Origin of the sequence: Bacillus mesophilus (genome assembly GCF_011008845.1) — a bacterium.
Lineage (GTDB): Bacteria > Bacillota > Bacilli > Bacillales > SA4 > Bacillus_BS > Bacillus_BS mesophilus.
The window spans coordinates 709,180-727,356 of sequence record NZ_JAAIWM010000002.1 but is presented as its reverse complement, the minus strand read 5'-3'; the positions used below and the strand labels follow the sequence as shown (position 1 = coordinate 727,356).

Sequence of the window (18,177 nt, the reverse complement as noted above, 5' to 3'; positions counted from 1 at the left end):
CAGAATTTTAGAAGGAAGTGTAAAAATGCGTAAAACAAAAATTGTTTGTACGATTGGTCCAGCAAGTGAAACGGTAGAAAAGCTAGTTCAGTTAATTGAGGCTGGAATGAATGTGGCACGTTTAAATTTCTCTCATGGTGATTTTGAAGAGCATGGTGCTAGAATTAATAACATTAGAGAAGCAGCAAAGCAAACAGGTAAGACAATTGGAATTTTGTTAGATACAAAAGGACCTGAAATCAGAACTCATACGTTTGAAAATGGAGCAGCAGAGTTAGTTGCAGGAGAAAAAGTAACCCTATCTATGGAAGAGGTTGTTGGTACCGCTTCTCGCTTCTCTATTTCTTATCCAGGCCTTATTGATGATGTTGAAGAAGGGTCACGAATTCTTTTAGATGATGGACTAATTGAATTAAAAGTGATTGGCAAGGGTAATAATGAAATTTACACAGAAATACTTAATAGTGGGACAATCAAAAATAAAAAAGGTGTAAATGTTCCAAATGTTAAAGTTAACCTCCCAGGAATGACGGAGAAGGATGCTAACGATATTCGATTTGGTATCGAGCAGGGTGTAGATTTTATTGCGGCTTCTTTCGTGAGACGCGCATCGGATGTTTTAGAGATCCGTGAATTACTAGAAGAGAATAAAGCTTCACATATACACATAGTCCCTAAGATTGAAAATCAGGAGGGTGTCGACAATATTGAAGAGATCCTAGAGGTTTCTGACGGTCTTATGGTGGCTCGTGGAGATTTAGGGGTTGAAATTCCAGCAGAAGAAGTTCCACTTGTGCAGAAGGAACTAATTAGAAGATGTAATGCATTAGGAAAGCCGGTAATCACTGCGACCCAGATGTTAGATTCTATGCAAAGAAACCCACGTCCAACTCGTGCAGAGGCAAGTGATGTGGCAAATGCTATTTTTGATGGATCAGATGCAATCATGCTATCAGGTGAAACAGCAGCAGGCTTGTATCCAGTGGAAGCTGTCAAAACAATGAATAATATTGCTTCACGTGCAGAGCAAGCTTTAGATTATAAGGATATCTTACAAAATAGAAGTCGTCTTAGCGGGACTACAATCACAGATGCAATTGGTCAATCAGTGGCTCACACGGCTCTAAATTTAAATGTTTCAGCTATAGTGACTCCAACAGAGAGTGGACACACAGCACGTATGATTTCTAAGTTTCGTCCTAAGGCTCCAATTATTGCTGTTACTTCAGAGGAAAGCGTATCAAGAAAGCTTGCATTGGTATGGGGAGTAACTGCTCAAATGGGAGCGAAGGCAACGACAACTGATGAGATGCTTGATTTGTCTGTCCAAGAATCCATCAATACTGGCCTAGTTAAGTATGGTGAGACAATCGTGATTACGGCTGGAGTTCCAGTAGGTGAGTCAGGAACAACCAACATCATGAAAGTTCATGTAGTGGGTGACATTATCACTAAAGGACAAGGAATTGGTCGTAAGACAGCGTTTGGTAAGGTTGTCATTGCGAATAGCGGCGAAGAAGCTAATCAAAAAATGAAACCAGGCGGAATTCTAGTTACCTTTAGTTCAGATCGTGATATGATGCAAGCACTTGAGCAGGCATCTGCGCTTATCACAGTGGAAGGTGGCTTAACAAGCCATGCAGCGGTTGTAGGCTTAAGCTTAGGAATTCCAGTTATTGTAGGTGTGGAAGATGCCACGACTATTCTAAAAGATGGCCAAGATGTGACAGTCGACTCATCTAGAGGCGTAATATACAGTGGACATGCAAGTGTTTTGTAATAGAAACACGAATATTATGATATAGTGAAGAGAGGGGAATTTGTCCCTCTCTTTTTTACTTGGCATTTTATATGAGGACAAAGGCTATCTGATGTTCATAAAGGGCTAGCTCGGTCTTACTATTATAAAAAGATCATTTTGGGAGGGGAAACATGTATAAATTACTGCTTGCTTTAATTATTATTGTGCCTGCATTAGAAATTGGACTGTTGATTGTGTCAGGTCAAACATTTGGTGTTCCTGTGACCATTTTATTAATAATCGGAACGGGTGTCCTGGGTGCATGGTTGGCAAAGAAACAAGGAACTCGGGCTATTCAACAAGTACAATATCAAATCTCACGTGGGCAAATGCCAGGTGACGTCATTGTAGATGGTCTTTGTATCTTAGTAGGGGGCGTTGTCCTATTAACACCAGGCTTTATAACAGACGCAATTGGATTTATCCTACTCTTCCCGCAAACACGTAAAATGGTAAAGCCATTTATTCTAAATATTATCCGTTCGCTCATTGATCGGAATACGATTATTATTAGGTAGGTCAGATGTTAGTCCCTCATTTGAGGGGCTTTTTTATTTTGTGGAGAGGGAGTAGAGTGTTTATATTTAATGTCTTCTGCAAAGAAGGGGTACGGTATGGGAAAAAATGTAATTCCGTTGATAAAGAAGTACTTTTCGTTGATAAACTAAAAATATTCGTTGATAAGCCTAATGCTTTCGTTGTTAAATCACAGCTTTCGTTGATAATCTTCAAGATTTGTTAATAATGCATGTTTTTTCTTGCTGAAAAAGCAACCTTACTAACAGAATTACTTGACTTGCATGGAAATATGAACGGGTATGCCTTAAATTAGGTTTTGAATAGGACAAATTTTATAAAAACTAACCCTAAACTAACTCTGAATATAAAAAACAAACAACCAATTATAAATAGTTGAACATTAGACCCTACCTTGCAGGATTTCAATACATATAAGATGAATTTAATATTTAATTATAGAAAAGGGAGTGTTTGAATGATCATAAAAAAGCGGTCGTTACCGTTAGAAATCCAATTACTGGAGGCTCTGTCTAGAAGACTACCAGTGAGTCACCCAAAATATACTCTTATTTTAGAGAATCTCGCAAAAAAACGGGCCGGTTATCACGGAGAAAAAGCGATTGATTATTATCTAGATTTTATTTCAAATGAGAAATATCTGATCCTACAAAATCTCAGACTTCAAGATGAAAAAGGATATTTTCAAATCGACATACTAATCGTCTCTACTTGTTTTTTGCTCATTCTAGAAGTGAAAAATATTATTGGTACACTCGTGTTTGATCCACAATTTCACCAGGTTATTCGTATCCTAGATAACAAAGAAGAGGCTTTCCCCGATCCCCTTTTGCAAATAGATCGACAAACTACCAGGCTCAAAACTTGGATTCAGGAGCATTCCTATACACACAATATACCGGTTGAATCTCTAGTAGTTGTTAGTAACCCTCACACTATAATAAAGGCCACTACTAAACCTCAACTTATTGCTCAAAAAGTAATTCACAGTGCGTATCTACCCTCCAAAATTAAATCCCTTGAGATACTATATTCATCTGCAATCCTTTCAACTAAAGAAATGAAAAAACTAGTACGTTATCTAATAAGAAAACAAGAAGATGAGCAAAAGAAGCCACTTGACTATTATAATATTCATCCTAATGAGATCATCAAAGGTGTTCAATGTAGTAGATGTAGGTTCGTTCCGATGAACCGTCAGCACGGTCTCTGGTTTTGTCCTGCATGTGCAAGCTCTTGTAAGAGTGCTCATATACAAGCTATAAATGATTACGCATTAATCATATCCTCCACAGTTACAAATCAGGAAATAAAGCAGTTTTTATGTTTATCCTCTTCAGCCACTACTAAGAGATTATTAAGTCCTTATGCAAACAGTGGTGTTAAGAAACAAAGGAGATATGTTATATCTCAGTAAATAAAAAAAGAGCCATCTCTGACTCTTCCTTCCCCTTACACTGTCTTCTTACCCACAATATAATTCCAAATATCATGAAACACATTTGCGCTATGAAGGGTCTTTCCGATAACGAGTACAACTGGTCCAATGATTAGACCGAGGAATCCAAAAAGTTTAAATCCTACAAATAAAGCAATAAGGGTAGCTAGTGGGTCTAGTCCAATACTTGAGGATAATATTTTTGGCTCCATGATCTGTCTTTGAACAATAACAATAATGTATAAAACTAGTAACCCAATGGTAAAGGCAACGTCACCCGTGAAAAAGGAATAGATAATCCATGGTACAAAGATTAACCCCGTTCCTAAGTAAGGAAGAATATCAACAATACCAATGATTAACGCGATGGTAATCGCATATTCGACTCTTAAAAATAGCAATCCGATTAGGACAATTACTGTTGTAATAGAGATAAGAGTTGCCTGTGCTTTAATAAAGCCGAACAATGCTTTTCGTAAATCAATAAAAACAGATTTTCCACTTTCACGTGCTTTCCTAGGCATGAGAGTAGAAAAACGCTTGTTTAATTTTTCCCAATCCTTACTGATAAAAAATGTAGCAAGAAGAGCGAAGATGATAACAGTAGCAGCGTTAGGAATCCAAGCGAAAGCTCTAGGAATACTAGTTAAGATGCTCTCAAGCACTTCTTTACCTGATTGAATAATATTGGCTGCAAAAGACTCGATATTTGTACCGATTGTTTCCTTCTGACTAGGATCTAGGTTTTCAAACGTGTTAGCTAGTTGATTATATAGCGGAATAATTTGTCCAGTAAAATACTGTTCGATATACGTGATTAAGCGTTCAAAATGCTGAGGGACATTTTCAGCTAAATAATTTGATCCATTAATAATTTCGGCAATTAAAAGTGTAATGAGTCCAGCAAAAACGGCAAAGACTAAAATGATGACAATAAATACTCCGAGATAACGTGGAAGTTTTACTTTTAATTCTAAAATATTTACTAACGGGTTAATCATATAAGCGATAATTAAGGCAATAATAAACGGGTATGTAATAGTTGAAAGATAGTAAAAAGACAAGAAACCACCAATTATTACAGCGATTACTAATATGAACCTTAATATTTGGTAAAGAAGATTATAATTCAAACAAGATCCTCCTTAAATTCCATTATAGTAATATTTTACATTGATAAGGAGATGAAATAAAGCATTTTACTTAAGTGTAACTTCTTGTTGTTTAAAAAATATGTATGGTAACATGGAACTGGTTCACCTGAAAGGATGGTGAAGAACATGGTTGCACAACCATATTTATTTTTAGGAATACTTCTGTTGATCGGCATCGTAGCGAAAAACCAATCATTGATTGTTGCCATTGTATTTTTGTTAGTAATTAAACTTGTTGGTATAGGTGATAAATGGTTTCCTCATATTCAGGGACAAGGAATTAATTGGGGGGTTACCATTATTACGATTGCTGTGTTAGTACCGATTGCAACTGGAGAAATAGGCTTCAAACAATTATTTGATTCTCTGAAGTCACCTTATGCCTGGATTGCGTTAGTTTCAGGAGTGGTTGTCGCTTTAATTGCGAAAAATGGGTTAACCTTGTTAGCGTCAGAGCCTCATATCACGGCTGCGTTAGTAATTGGAACCATATTAGCAGTTGCTGTTTTTAAAGGTGTAGCAGTTGGGCCATTAATCGGAGCAGGAATTGCTTATTTTGCCATTAAATTGGTTGAATTGTTTTAGCAAGCCTCCCTGTAATCTATTACAAACATAAGATAATAGTTTAGTGTAATAATATTTTATTTTACTAAATAGTGGTTTCTGATTCACAAGAATCAGATAATTGTTTATAATAGAAGGGGTGTCCATAGTTTATATGTACTTATAAAATCATCCTTTCTCTATTTTAAAAAAACTGGTTTTGTGCAGTTTATTTCGTTTTTTACATTCAATAAAATGTAAGCATTTACTTGACAGAGAAAACCAGGATGGAAAATTTACTAGTTAAAAGGAGAGGTTAATATGACAGCAACACGTGGTCTTGAAGGCGTTGTAGCTACTACGTCGTCTATCAGTTCTATCATTGATGATGTTCTAACTTATGCAGGGTATAATATTGATGATCTTGCAGACCATGCAAGCTTTGAAGAGGTAGTATATCTTTTATGGCATGGTAAGTTACCAAACCAATCTGAGTTAGATGAGCTAACAAAGCAGCTAGCTGAGAATGCAACACTTCCACAAGGGGTATTAGATCACTTCACTACATATCCAATTGATAGCGTTCATCCAATGGGTGCCCTTCGAACTGCAGTATCACTTCTTGGGTTATATGATGAAGAAGCTGATGTGATGGATGATGCTTCAAATTACCGTAAAGCAATTAGTCTCCAAGCTAAATTACCAACAATCGTTGCTGCTTTCTCGCGAATTCGTAAAGGGTTAGAGCCCGTTGCACCTCGTACTGACTTAAGCTTTTCAGCAAACTTTGTTTATATGCTTACAGGACAAGAACCTGATGCGATTGCAATTGAGGCTTTAAATAAAGCATTGGTACTGCATGCTGATCATGAATTAAATGCATCTACATTTACTGCACGTGTCTGTGTAGCAACTTTGTCTGATGTATATTCTGGTGTAACTTCTGCAATCGGTGCATTAAAAGGTCCTCTACATGGTGGGGCTAACGAACAGGTTATGAAGATGCTTTCTGAAATTGGCGAAGTTTCAAACGTAGAAGCATATATCACAGAGAAGTTTAATAACAAAGACAAAATCATGGGCTTCGGGCACCGCGTGTACCAAAATGGTGACCCACGTGCTAAGCACCTAAAGAAGATGTCAAAAGAACTAACTACATTAACTGGTGAACCTAAATGGTATGAAATGTCAGTTAAAATTGAAGAGATGGTAACAGGTCAAAAAGGTATTCCTGCAAACGTTGATTTCTATTCAGCGTCCATGTATCACAGTCTTGGAATTGACCATGATTTATTTACACCAATCTTCGCAGTAAGTCGTGTATCAGGTTGGTTAGCTCATATCCTTGAGCAATACCAAAATAACCGTATTATCCGTCCACGTGCGGAATATACAGGTCCTGGAAAACAGACGTTTGTTCCAATCGATCAAAGAGCTTAAGTTAGATTAATCTTTTGTAATATCAAGAGGTTAGAGAGTAAATCTCTCTAACCTCACAATTATAAAAATGGGGGTAATATCATGACACAAGGACAAAAAATTACCGTAACTAATGGACAACTAAATGTACCTAATAACCCAGTTATTCCTTTCATTGAAGGCGATGGAATTGGTCCTGACATTTGGGCTGCAGCTTCTAGAGTTTTAGATGCAGCTGTTAATAAAGCTTATAACGGAGAAAAATCAATCGTTTGGAAAGAAGTTTTAGCAGGTGAAAAGGCATTCAACCAAACTGGTTCTTGGCTTCCAGACGAAACATTAGATGTAATTCGTGAATACATAATTGCAATCAAAGGACCTCTTACAACACCAATTGGTGGGGGATTCCGTTCTTTAAATGTTGCTCTACGTCAAGAGTTAGATCTATTTACTTGCTTACGTCCAGTTCGTTATTTCAAAGGTGTTCCTTCACCAGTAAAGCGTCCTGAAGAAACAGATATGGTTGTATTCCGTGAAAACACTGAAGATATCTATGCAGGTATTGAATACAAAATGGGTTCAGAAGAAGTACAAAAATTAATTAACTTCCTTCAAACTGAACTAGGAGTTAACAAAATCCGTTTCCCAGAAACATCTGGTATCGGGATCAAGCCAGTTTCTGAAGAAGGAACAAAGCGTCTTGTTCGTGCAGCAATCAACTATGCAATTACCGAAGGACGTAAATCAGTTACACTAGTTCATAAAGGAAACATCATGAAGTTTACTGAAGGTGCATTTAAGAACTGGGGTTACGAATTAGCAGAGCAAGAATTCGGTGATAAGGTATTCACTTGGGCAGAATACGATCGTCTTGTTGAAGCACAAGGTAAAGATGCAGCAAACAAAGCGCAAGCTGATGCAGAAGCTGCTGGTAAAATCATCATCAAGGATTCTATTGCTGATATCTTCTTACAACAAATCTTAACTCGTCCAAGTGAGTTTGATGTTGTTGCAACTATGAACTTAAATGGTGATTACATCTCTGATGCTCTTGCAGCACAGGTTGGTGGAATCGGAATTGCTCCAGGAGCAAACATTAACTATGAAACTGGTCACGCTATCTTTGAAGCTACTCATGGTACTGCTCCGAAGTATGCTGGATTAGATAAAGTAAATCCATCTTCAGTTCTATTATCTGGTGTACTAATGTTAGAGCACCTTGGCTGGAATGAAGCTGCTAAGCTTGTAATGGATTCTGTTGAAAAGACTATTGCTTCTAAGGTAGTAACATATGATTTTGCTCGACTAATGGATGGTGCAACGGAAGTAAAATGTTCTGAATTCGGTAATGCTTTAATTGAAAACATGGCATAATATAAGGGATTGCTACCTCAATATGGGGTAGCATTCTTGCATATGAAAAGAACCCGAGGGAGGATTTTTTAAAATGGCTGGAATTAAACGTAGAAAGATATCTGTAATTGGTGCAGGGTTTACTGGAGCGACAACAGCTTTAATGGCAGCACAAAAAGAGCTTGGAGATGTTGTGTTAGTAGATATTCCTGACCTTGAAAACCCAACGAAGGGAAAGGCACTAGATATGCTAGAGGCTAGTCCTGTTCAAGGGTTTGATGCAAATATTACAGGTACATCGGATTATGCTGATACAGCTGATTCTGATATCGTCGTTATAACTGCAGGTATTGCCCGGAAGCCAGGTATGAGTCGTGATGATTTAGTTAGTACAAATGCAAAAATCATGAAGAGTGTTACGCAGCAAATTGTAAAATACTCTCCTGAAAGTATCATTATCGTACTAACCAATCCAGTTGATGCCATGACATATACCGTATTTAAAGAATCTGGATTCCCTAAAAATCGTGTGATCGGTCAATCCGGTGTCCTTGATACCGCGCGTTTCCGTACATTCGTAGCACAGGAATTAAACCTTTCTGTTAAGGATGTAACTGGTTTCGTACTAGGTGGACATGGTGATGACATGGTACCATTGGTTCGTTATTCATATGCTGGAGGTATCCCTTTAGAAACTTTAATTCCAAAAGATCGTTTAGATGCAATTGTTGAACGTACTCGTAAAGGGGGCGGAGAAATCGTTAATCTATTAGGAAACGGTAGTGCATATTATGCTCCTGCTGCTTCTTTAGTAGAAATGATTGAAGCCATCTTAAAGGATCAGAGGCGCGTACTTCCTACCATCGTGTATCTAGAAGGAGAATATGGCTTTAGCGATCTATACTTAGGAGTTCCAACAGTTATTGGTGGAAATGGCCTAGAGAAAATTATTGAGCTTGATTTACTTGAAGAGGAAAAACAAGCATTATCAAAATCGGCTGAATCCGTGAGAAGTGTGATGAAAGCTCTACCATAATAAAAAGGGGATTTTCCCTTTTTTTCTTCATTAATAATGTAAACGGTTACATATATATAATATAAAAAGTTAAGTACACAGTGTGGAGGGGATTATATGTTATTAGGAAAAAAGAGAAAGCCAGGCCGGAAAATCGGAGAGATGAGTGTTGGTGAAAAGCTTACGCTTACAGAAAAGATTGAAGATAAGGATTTATTGCTATATTTAGGATTAACGAATGATTCTAATCCACTTTTTATTCAGCATGATTATGCGTCCCAAACTCCTTTTAAGAAACCAATTGTTCCAACAATCATGCTTACTGGAATTGTGACTGCAGCTGTATCTAAATATTTACCTGGGCCCGGAAGTTCCGTTAATGAGCAACAAATAAAGTTTATAAAACCAGTCTATCATTATGCAACCATCAAGTTTCTCTTTGAAATCACAGAGGTTGATGTCAAAAATAATGAAATTACCATGTACATAGAAGCTGTAGATGAGGAACAAGAAGTAGTCTTAAATGGAACATTGAAAGTCGCCCCACCTATACTAGTTGAATCGTTCACTGGTTCAGCACTTGAAAACTTTTAATAGATCACTTGTAATAAGACTTAGCGATCAGCTAAGTCTTTTCATTTTGAGTAGAATCGTATATGTTGAAATTAGAAACTATAAGGGGTGAACACACATGACTACAATAGGAATCATTAGACATGGGCGTACACAGTGGAATTCAGAAGGAAGGGCACAAGGAAATGCAGATATTCCCCTAAACGATGAAGGAATACTAGGGGCGAATCTGCTTGCCGAGCGTTTGAAGAGAGAACAATGGAATGTGGTTTATTCTAGTGATTTACTAAGAGCTAAACAAACTGCAGATCTTATCGTTCATAAAACGAGGATTCCTATTGAGATAGATGTTAGACTTCGAGAAGTTGGTGGTGGATTGATTGAAGGAACGACAGAGGAAGAGAGAATTAAAAAATGGGGTACGGATTGGCGCAAACTAGATTTAGGCATAGAAAAGGATGAGATTGTAGTTCTAAGAGCAAAAGCCTTCTTAAATGAAATTACTGAACGGCATGATGGGGAGAAAATATTACTAGTGACACATGGGGCTTTCATAAGAAAGCTGCTAAGACATTTATTTAAAGACGAACTACCTTCATCTCTTCATAACACGTCCTTTACTCAAATCAATAAGGTTGGAGATAGTTGGCAATGCGGGCTGTATAACTGTATCAAGCACTTAGAACAAGATATCATATAATAGTCGAGATAGAATTTTTTGGAGGTGTCATAATCTCGCGACAAAAAGCTTTGTGTTCATTCATTTTCATAGTAAGATGAAAGAAGAGATAGATTCATACATGGTTGAAGGGGAATAAAGGAAAAGGGTTGAGTGAGCTATGAACAAAAAGGTACTTGTAGTGGATGATGAACAATCGATTGTTACGTTGCTGCAATACAATTTACAACAGGCTGGCTTTGACGTTATTACAGCCATGGATGGTGAGAGCGGTAAAAATTTGGCGATTACAGAGCAACCAGATTTGATGGTGCTTGATTTGATGTTGCCTAAAATGGACGGAATTGAAGTGTGTAAACAACTTCGACAAGAAAGAATCATGTTACCTATCTTGATGCTTACAGCAAAAGATGATGAGTTTGATAAAGTATTGGGCCTGGAACTTGGGGCTGACGATTATATGACGAAGCCGTTTAGTCCTAGAGAAGTCGTAGCTAGGGTGAAAGCAATTCTAAGAAGAACACAAATCTTGCAAGAGGCTGAAAACGCTGATCAAGCTATTGGGGAACAAATGAACGTTTCAGAGTTAGTTATTTACCCTGATCGTTACGAGGCATATTTTAGTGAAGAACGATTAGATTTAACTCCAAAGGAATTCGAACTACTCGTCTATTTAGCTAAGCACAAAGGTCGCGTGTTAACACGAGATCAACTGCTAAGTGCAGTTTGGAATTATGATTTTGCGGGTGACACAAGAATAGTAGATGTTCATATCAGTCATTTACGTGAGAAAATTGAAAGAAATACAAAAAAACCAATTTATATAAAGACGATTCGTGGACTAGGCTATAAGCTCGAGGAGCCAAAGGTAAATGAATAAATTCAGATCAAGACTAATATTTGGCTTTATAAGCTTAGTATTAGTCGTGCTTTTAGGTTTAGGAATTATTCTAGGACAAATTTTCAATAGCTTTTATACTAATTCATTTAATCAAAGGCTTGAAAAGGAAGCAAACCTTGTTGCTATGTTGTTTGAGGAGAATGGAATACAAGACCAAGCCTCACAGCAACAGGCAAAAAAGATGGGTAATGCTTTAGATGCACAGATTACTGTATTAAATTCATCTGGAGAGATCATATCTGATACAAAGCAATCTGTAGCCTCAATAAGTGAGCAAGTAAAACAAGAATACGAACGGATGATTAGGACTACTGCTAATAAAGAGAAAGCCTATCATTTGATAGATAAAACAAAGGAACGGTATTTTTATATCGTTCCTCTGTTGGATGCTCAATTAAATGAAGGCCATTTACTTTTTAGTGTTCCTGTAGAATCTTTAGTCAGTCTTAATAAACAAATCTGGGCATTACTAATTAGTAGTCTTGGTCTAGCCTTTATTGTCATATTTATTATTGGAATTAGAATTACCAAGCACTATATAAGACCTATTGAAGCAGCAACAAAGGTGGCAATTGAACTAGCTAGAGGAAATTATAAGGCTAGAACTTTTGAAGACAATCACGATGAGACTGGGATGCTAAGTCAGTCTATTAATATTTTAGCACGTAATTTACAGGATATGGGTCAAGCACAAGAGATGCAGCAGGATCGTCTTAGTACTCTCATAGAAAATATGGGAAGTGGATTGATTCTAATTGATGGTAGAGGCTATATAAATTTAATTAATCGATCGTATAAGGAAATATTTAATGTAGAGCCTGTTGACTACTTATATAGTCTCTATTATGAAGCAATAAAACATAAGGAGATTATTTCATTAGTGGAAGAGATTTTCATGACAGAGGTTAAGGTTAGAAAGCAAATGTTACTAACCTTGGTTAATGGAAAAAAACACTTTGAAGTATATGGGGCTCCTATTATTGGTACGAATGACGAATGGAAGGGTATAGTCCTGGTTTTCCATGATATTTCGGAAATAAAGAAGCTCGAACAAATGCGTAAAGATTTTGTTGTAAATGTATCTCACGAGCTGAGAACACCGATTACTTCTATAAAAGGCTTTTCAGAAACCCTACTAGATGGTGCAATGAAGGATGAAAAGATTCTAGAAAACTTCTTAAAGATTATCCTAAAAGAAAGTGATCGTTTGCAGAGCTTAATTCAGGATCTTTTAGACTTATCTAAGATGGAACAAACGGGGTTCTCTATTAATTGGCAGATGGTCAATATAACAGAAGTTCTTGAAGAGGTGCTCCTGATGCTTAACGCAAGGGCAGAGGATAAACAAATTTCTCTTGAGTTTGGGAGCAATCATCCTGTCTTGATAAAAGGTGACCTTAATAGACTAAAGCAAATATTCATTAATCTAATTAGTAATGCTATTACCTATACACCAGCTGAAGGGAAAGTATCCGTTTCAATAGAAGAGACTCAGAGTGAGATTCATGTAAAAGTTGCTGATACGGGAATTGGGATAACAGAAAGTGAACTACCTAGAATATTCGAACGATTCTATCGAGTCGATAAAGCGAGAACTCGTAATTCTGGGGGAACAGGCTTAGGTTTGGCTATCGTCAAGCATCTTGTTGAAGCGCATCACGGGAATATAAGCGTATGGAGTAATGAAGGGCATGGTTCAGTTTTTACTATTAAATTTAAAAAAGAATAGTAGAAAAAGGGAAAATTAACAATAGCTTAACATTTGTTTTATTTTCCCTTAACAATAGTCTTCTATCATAAGAAAGAAGACCCCTTCATCCAATTTGGAAGACGAGAACGATCATGTTCTCGTCTATTTTTTTATCCTTCTACCAAATGAAAGGGGCACCCATTTTCCTTTACAATATATCTCATGATAAAATAGATAATGTCTAATTTTGTATATATAAATGTTTGATTTAGTAGATGGTCTTTTTAAAAGAGATAGTAGCATCTTGGTTGTTTTATGATTGTGTTCGTTGCATTGCGCTCCAGACACTTGCTTTCCGCGGGGAGGAAGTCGAGCCTCCTCGGCTTTGACTGCGGGGTCTCGACCTTTCCTCTATCTCCCGCGCTTGCACAGGATGTGCTGACCTCTACGTTTGCCACAGGACGTGGCAGCTTTTAGTAGAGGATCCTTATATCAGTGTCTTCCGCTCCATTCCACTATCGTATGCTTAAAAGAAACAATCTATCTTCAAGGTAAAACCAATTGAAAAGATAGTGGCTTTTAGGCTTTTAGATATAAAACAACTTATAATAAGACCAATTGATTGGAACGAAAGGTGCGAGACTCCTGCGGGAGCAGCGTGATATAGGGACAAAGGAAATCACTTTGTCCTTGGTGAGACCCCGCAGGAGCGTAAGCGACGAGGAGGCTCAACGCACGCCCCGCGGAAAGCGAAGCAACCTGTAGTGGAAATCAATTCCTCTGTTAATGGCACAGCAAAGAAAAAAGTATTTATGCAGACCACATAGTTAACAATTTAGTAATAGGAAAGAAGGGGAAAAAGTAATGGGAAATAAAATCGTTTTAATAGATGGAAATAGTTTAGCTTATCGTGCTTTCTTTGCATTACCATTATTGAGCAATGATAAAGGGGTACATACCAATGCGGTTTACGGCTTCACAATGATTCTTATGAGGATATTGGAAGAAGAAAAGCCAAGTCATATCCTCGTTGCTTTTGATGCAGGAAAGACAACGTTTCGTCACTCAACATTTCAGGAATATAAAGGTGGAAGGCAGAAAACACCACCAGAGCTATCTGAACAAATGCCGTTTATTCGTGAGTTGCTAGATGCCTACAAAATTAAAAGATATGAACTAGAAAACTATGAAGCAGACGATATTATCGGCACCCTTTCAAAACAAGCTGAAAATGAAGATACTGAAATAAAAGTAATTACAGGTGACAAGGACTTACTTCAATTAGTATCTGATAAGACAACGGTTGATATTACTAGAAAAGGAATCACTGAGGTAGACTCGTATACACCTGATTTCTTATTTGAGAAGCTAGGAATCTCTTCGGTTCAGGTAATTGATATGAAGGGATTAATGGGAGATACGTCAGATAATATTCCTGGTGTACCCGGTGTAGGTGAAAAAACAGCAATAAAGCTGTTGAAGGAATATGAAACCATTGAAAACCTATATGAGCATCTAGACGAGGTTAGTGGAAAGAAGTTAAAAGAAAAGCTTGAAGAACACAAAGATAGTGCTTTTATGAGTAAGCAGCTAGCAACCATTCATAGAGAAGCACCGATTGAGGTCAACGTTGAGGATCTTACGTATGTTGGTTACGATGAAGAGAAGGTTGTCACCTTATTCAAAGAGCTAAAGTTCCAATCGTTGCTTGATAAAATGAACATTACAGCAGTTGAAGAAGAAGTTGAATTGAATGAGCTATCTTTTGAAAAAGTAGAAGAACTAAACGAAGATGTACTCGCTAAGGATTCAACGCTCATTGTTGAGGTAATGGAAGATCATTATCATCAGGCGGACATTCAAGGAATTGCCATCATAAATGAAACTGGGAACTATTTTATTCCTACTGAAGTAGCTATAAACTCAGCTGAATTTAAGAAATGGGCCAAGGATGAACATGCTAAGAAAACGATCTATGATGCTAAAAAAGCAATCGTTGCGTTAAAGTGTCAAGGTGTTGATTTGCAGGGTGTTGATTTTGACTTGCTGATTGCCTCCTATATTCTTAATTCGGCAGATGAAACTGGTGATCTTGCAACAATTGCCAAAAATAAAGGTTATTATCAGGTGTTAACCGATGAAGCTGTTTATGGGAAGGGAGCGAAACGTGGTATCCCTGATGAGGATAAACTTAGTGAACATATAGTAAGAAAGGCACTGGCGCTAAGTAAACTTCGTAGTCAATTTGAAAAGGAATTAGAAGAAAATCAGCAGCTTGAATTATATAGAGAACTGGAGCTACCTTTAGCATTTATTTTAGCCGAAATGGAATATACGGGTGTGAAAGTAGATCAAAATCGATTAAACGACATGCAAAAGGAGCTTTCAAAGCGTTTAGAGGATCTTGAAAAGGAGATTCATCAATTAGCGGGTGAAGTATTTAATATTAATTCACCAAAACAGCTTGGTGTTATATTGTTTGAAAAGCTTAATTTGCCAGCTGTTAAGAAGACAAAAACTGGCTATTCCACCTCTGCTGATGTTTTAGAAAAGCTTGAAGGAGAGCATACAATTATTCCTGCTATTTTGACCTATCGTCAGCTTGGTAAATTGAACTCAACATATTTAGAAGGTTTACTAAAAGTAATTAATAAGGAAACGAAAAAGGTTCATACGAGATTTAATCAGGCCCTTACTCAAACGGGAAGATTAAGCTCAACAGACCCTAATCTTCAAAATATCCCGATTCGACTAGAAGAGGGGCGGAAAATAAGACAAGCATTTGTTCCGTCAGAAGAGGGTTGGATTATTTTCGCAGCGGACTATTCACAAATAGAGCTTCGCGTCCTTGCACATATAGCTGAAGATGAAAAGCTAATAGATGCGTTTCAGAATGATCTAGATATTCATACGAAAACAGCAATGGATGTCTTTAATGTAAAAGCTGAGGATGTTACCTCGGATATGAGACGACAAGCAAAAGCTGTTAATTTTGGAATTGTATATGGTATAAGTGATTATGGTTTATCTCAAGGACTTGGAATCACTAGAAAAGAAGCCGGAACCTTTATTGAGAAGTATTTGGAAAGCTTCCCTGGTGTCCAAGAATATATGAGTGACATTGTGGTCCAAGCTAAGCAGGCTGGATTTGTCACTACTTTAATGCAACGTCGTCGATATATACCTGACATTACTAGTAGGAATTTCAATGTTAGAAGCTTTGCAGAAAGAACAGCAATGAATACTCCAATTCAAGGAAGCGCGGCAGATATTATCAAGAAGGCTATGATTGATCTAGCTGAAGCATTAAAAAATGAAGGGCTACAAGCAAGACTATTACTACAGGTACACGATGAACTGATCGTAGAAGCTCCTGAGAGTGAAATAGAGAGTCTCAAGGAGTTAGTCCCAAGAGTCATGGAAAATGCTCTTGAGTTAAAGGTACCATTAAAAGTTGATTACGCTTACGGACCAACTTGGTATGATGCAAAGTAACTTTATTATGGCATAAAGGAAGTGATGCAATGCCTGAACTACCTGAAGTAGAAACGGTATGCCGTACATTATTGAAACTTGTCGAGGGCAAAACGATAAAACAGGTGCATGTATTATGGCCCAAGATGATTAAACAACCTCAAGAGGTAGAGCAGTTTGTTGATGCCTTAATCGGACAAACGATTCACGATGTGCAAAGAAGAGGGAAGTTTATCAAGTTTTTGTTAGATGATTATGTGCTTGTTTCCCATTTAAGGATGGAGGGACGATATGGCTTATATGAACTAACTGAAACCTATGATAAGCATACTCATGTGCTGTTTACTTTTACAGATGACACACAGCTTCGCTACAAGGATGTTCGGAAATTTGGCACGATGCATCTATTTAAAAAAGGTGAAGAGCTATTAGGAGAGCCTTTAGCCAAGCTTGGTCCTGAGCCCTTTTCATCAGAATTCACCGTAAAGCTTTTAAAGGAACGTCTGAAAAAAACAAACCGAAAAATAAAAGTAGCGCTACTGGATCAAGAATTGGTGGTAGGCTTGGGAAATATCTATGTTGATGAAGCTCTTCACCGAGCTGGTATCCATCCTGAGCGGAATGCAAGTTCACTTACACCTAAAGAGTTAACGAAGCTTCATAAAGAAATTGTTGATACATTACAAGAGGCTGTTGATAAGGGTGGAAGCACGATTCGGTCTTATGTAAATACACAGGGTGAAATTGGAATGTTTCAGCTGGAGCTCTTTGTTTATGGTCGTAAAGGTGAACCTTGTAAAAAATGTCACTCAGAAATTCAAAAGCTTGTTGTTGGTGGCCGCGGCACACATATTTGTCCTAAGTGTCAAAAAATGAAATCATAACTTTAACAATGGATGGGCTCTTTCCATATACTATCGTAGCTGAAAAATGGAAGGAGCCTCATCATGTTACAATATCTGTCACTTATACTGCTAGCGTTTGCGGTGAGCCTTGATAGCTTTAGCGTTGGATTAACATATGGACTTCGTAAAATGAAGATTCCTTTACGCTCCATATGTATTATTGCTCTTTGTTCGGCTCTAACTTTAATGGTGGCAATGGGAGCGGGTGAACTGATTGCTTCAGTTCTATCTGTAGAATGGGCTGAAAGAATTGGAGGAATCATCCTAGTGTTTATTGGAGCTTGGGTCCTATACCAATTTTTTAGACCTGATAAGGACCAAACGCAGTCTGAGAGTAACGATCGTAAAATGCTAGTTAAGCTCGAGATTAAATCGCTGGGAATTGTCATCCATATTCTTCGTAAGCCCATGGAGGCTGATATTGACCGATCTGGAACGATTACAGGCATAGAAGCAATTTTACTAGGTGCTGCGCTTTCATTGGATGCCTTTGGTGCTGGAATAGGTGCTGCACTCTTGGGATATTCCCCATTTGTTATGGCTGCGGCAGTCGCCGCCATGAGCTCAGTTTTTTTGTTTGTCGGTATTAAATGTGGACAATTACTGTCTCATAGTAGTTGGGTTCAGAAGTTTTCATTTTTACCAGGCCTTTTACTTATTATGATAGGAATTTGGAAAATATAGTTGGAGGAAAT

15 protein-coding genes are annotated in these 18,177 nt (G+C 37.5%); 14 read left to right on the top strand and 1 reads right to left on the bottom strand.

Going from position 1 to position 18,177, the window contains the following annotated elements; all coding sequences use genetic code 11:
- The first annotated feature begins 25 nt into the window (after nucleotides 1-25).
- From pyk to G4D63_RS09090, 3 genes are all read left to right on the top strand, one after another.
- The gene (gene pyk, locus G4D63_RS09100; protein WP_163179305.1) at nucleotides 26-1,780 is read left to right on the top strand and encodes a pyruvate kinase; all 1,755 of its coding nucleotides are present in this window, start codon (nucleotides 26-28) and stop codon (nucleotides 1,778-1,780) included.
- Between the two features lie 152 nt (nucleotides 1,781-1,932).
- The gene (locus G4D63_RS09095) at nucleotides 1,933-2,319 is read left to right on the top strand and encodes an FxsA family protein (RefSeq protein ID WP_163179304.1); all 387 of its coding nucleotides are present in this window, start codon (nucleotides 1,933-1,935) and stop codon (nucleotides 2,317-2,319) included.
- 476 nt (nucleotides 2,320-2,795) lie between these two features.
- The gene (locus G4D63_RS09090) at nucleotides 2,796-3,755 is read left to right on the top strand and encodes a nuclease-related domain-containing protein (RefSeq protein WP_163179303.1); all 960 of its coding nucleotides are present in this window, start codon (nucleotides 2,796-2,798) and stop codon (nucleotides 3,753-3,755) included.
- A gap of 35 nt (nucleotides 3,756-3,790) precedes the next feature.
- Here the strand turns inward: G4D63_RS09090 and ytvI are convergent, their stop codons facing one another.
- A complete protein-coding gene (gene ytvI / locus G4D63_RS09085) occupies nucleotides 3,791-4,909 on the bottom strand; it encodes a sporulation integral membrane protein YtvI (RefSeq protein ID WP_163179302.1) in 1,119 nt (372 codons plus the stop codon).
- 147 nt (nucleotides 4,910-5,056) lie between these two features.
- Here ytvI and G4D63_RS09080 point away from each other — a divergent pair, with 147 nt between their 5' ends.
- From G4D63_RS09080 to ytaF, 11 genes are all read left to right on the top strand, one after another.
- Nucleotides 5,057-5,515, top strand: coding sequence for a DUF441 domain-containing protein (locus G4D63_RS09080; RefSeq protein WP_163179301.1), 459 nt, complete (start codon nucleotides 5,057-5,059; stop codon nucleotides 5,513-5,515).
- Nucleotides 5,516-5,794: 279 nt separating this feature from the next.
- On the top strand, nucleotides 5,795-6,913 hold the full coding sequence (citZ, locus tag G4D63_RS09075) for a citrate synthase (protein ID WP_163179300.1): 1,119 nt from the start codon (nucleotides 5,795-5,797) through the stop codon (nucleotides 6,911-6,913).
- Between the two features lie 81 nt (nucleotides 6,914-6,994).
- A complete protein-coding gene (gene icd, locus G4D63_RS09070; RefSeq protein WP_163179299.1) occupies nucleotides 6,995-8,266 on the top strand; it encodes an NADP-dependent isocitrate dehydrogenase in 1,272 nt (423 codons plus the stop codon).
- Between the two features lie 73 nt (nucleotides 8,267-8,339).
- The gene (gene mdh, locus G4D63_RS09065) at nucleotides 8,340-9,281 is read left to right on the top strand and encodes a malate dehydrogenase (RefSeq protein ID WP_163179298.1); all 942 of its coding nucleotides are present in this window, start codon (nucleotides 8,340-8,342) and stop codon (nucleotides 9,279-9,281) included.
- Between the two features lie 96 nt (nucleotides 9,282-9,377).
- A complete protein-coding gene (locus G4D63_RS09060) occupies nucleotides 9,378-9,854 on the top strand; it encodes a MaoC/PaaZ C-terminal domain-containing protein (RefSeq protein ID WP_163179297.1) in 477 nt (158 codons plus the stop codon).
- Nucleotides 9,855-9,951: 97 nt separating this feature from the next.
- A complete protein-coding gene (locus tag G4D63_RS09055; RefSeq protein ID WP_163179296.1) occupies nucleotides 9,952-10,533 on the top strand; it encodes a histidine phosphatase family protein in 582 nt (193 codons plus the stop codon).
- A 139-nt stretch (nucleotides 10,534-10,672) separates the two neighbouring features.
- Nucleotides 10,673-11,392 (top strand): response regulator transcription factor, encoded by a 720-nt coding sequence (locus G4D63_RS09050; RefSeq protein WP_163179295.1) that lies wholly within the window; start codon nucleotides 10,673-10,675, stop codon nucleotides 11,390-11,392.
- Nucleotides 11,385-13,142 (top strand): two-component system histidine kinase PnpS, encoded by a 1,758-nt coding sequence (gene pnpS, locus G4D63_RS09045; protein ID WP_163179294.1) that lies wholly within the window; start codon nucleotides 11,385-11,387, stop codon nucleotides 13,140-13,142. Before G4D63_RS09050 ends, pnpS begins: the two co-directional genes overlap by 8 nt.
- Nucleotides 13,143-13,967: 825 nt before the next feature.
- The gene (gene polA / locus G4D63_RS09040; protein ID WP_163179293.1) at nucleotides 13,968-16,598 is read left to right on the top strand and encodes a DNA polymerase I; all 2,631 of its coding nucleotides are present in this window, start codon (nucleotides 13,968-13,970) and stop codon (nucleotides 16,596-16,598) included.
- Nucleotides 16,599-16,627: 29 nt separating this feature from the next.
- Nucleotides 16,628-17,461: a DNA-formamidopyrimidine glycosylase gene (gene mutM / locus G4D63_RS09035; protein ID WP_163179292.1), complete on the top strand. Its 834-nt coding sequence runs from the start codon at nucleotides 16,628-16,630 to the stop codon at nucleotides 17,459-17,461.
- 63 nt (nucleotides 17,462-17,524) lie between these two features.
- On the top strand, nucleotides 17,525-18,166 hold the full coding sequence (ytaF, locus tag G4D63_RS09030) for a sporulation membrane protein YtaF (protein ID WP_163179291.1): 642 nt from the start codon (nucleotides 17,525-17,527) through the stop codon (nucleotides 18,164-18,166).
- Nucleotides 18,167-18,177 lie beyond the last annotated feature (11 nt).

What these genes read in the sequence shown, in the direction of transcription:
- mdh (WP_163179298.1), top strand. Translation starts at nt 8,340, where the DNA reads ATGGCTGGAATTAAACGTAGAAAGATATCTGTAATTGGTGCAGGGTTT.
- G4D63_RS09095 (WP_163179304.1), top strand. Translation starts at nt 1,933, where the DNA reads ATGTATAAATTACTGCTTGCTTTAATTATTATTGTGCCTGCATTAGAA.
- G4D63_RS09055 (WP_163179296.1), top strand. Translation starts at nt 9,952, where the DNA reads ATGACTACAATAGGAATCATTAGACATGGGCGTACACAGTGGAATTCA.
- ytaF (WP_163179291.1), top strand. Translation starts at nt 17,525, where the DNA reads ATGTTACAATATCTGTCACTTATACTGCTAGCGTTTGCGGTGAGCCTT.
- G4D63_RS09080 (WP_163179301.1), top strand. Translation starts at nt 5,057, where the DNA reads ATGGTTGCACAACCATATTTATTTTTAGGAATACTTCTGTTGATCGGC.
- G4D63_RS09050 (WP_163179295.1), top strand. Translation starts at nt 10,673, where the DNA reads ATGAACAAAAAGGTACTTGTAGTGGATGATGAACAATCGATTGTTACG.
- citZ (WP_163179300.1), top strand. Translation starts at nt 5,795, where the DNA reads ATGACAGCAACACGTGGTCTTGAAGGCGTTGTAGCTACTACGTCGTCT.
- G4D63_RS09090 (WP_163179303.1), top strand. Translation starts at nt 2,796, where the DNA reads ATGATCATAAAAAAGCGGTCGTTACCGTTAGAAATCCAATTACTGGAG.
- pyk (WP_163179305.1), top strand. Translation starts at nt 26, where the DNA reads ATGCGTAAAACAAAAATTGTTTGTACGATTGGTCCAGCAAGTGAAACG.
- pnpS (WP_163179294.1), top strand. Translation starts at nt 11,385, where the DNA reads ATGAATAAATTCAGATCAAGACTAATATTTGGCTTTATAAGCTTAGTA.
- icd (WP_163179299.1), top strand. Translation starts at nt 6,995, where the DNA reads ATGACACAAGGACAAAAAATTACCGTAACTAATGGACAACTAAATGTA.
- G4D63_RS09060 (WP_163179297.1), top strand. Translation starts at nt 9,378, where the DNA reads ATGTTATTAGGAAAAAAGAGAAAGCCAGGCCGGAAAATCGGAGAGATG.
- polA (WP_163179293.1), top strand. Translation starts at nt 13,968, where the DNA reads ATGGGAAATAAAATCGTTTTAATAGATGGAAATAGTTTAGCTTATCGT.
- mutM (WP_163179292.1), top strand. Translation starts at nt 16,628, where the DNA reads ATGCCTGAACTACCTGAAGTAGAAACGGTATGCCGTACATTATTGAAA.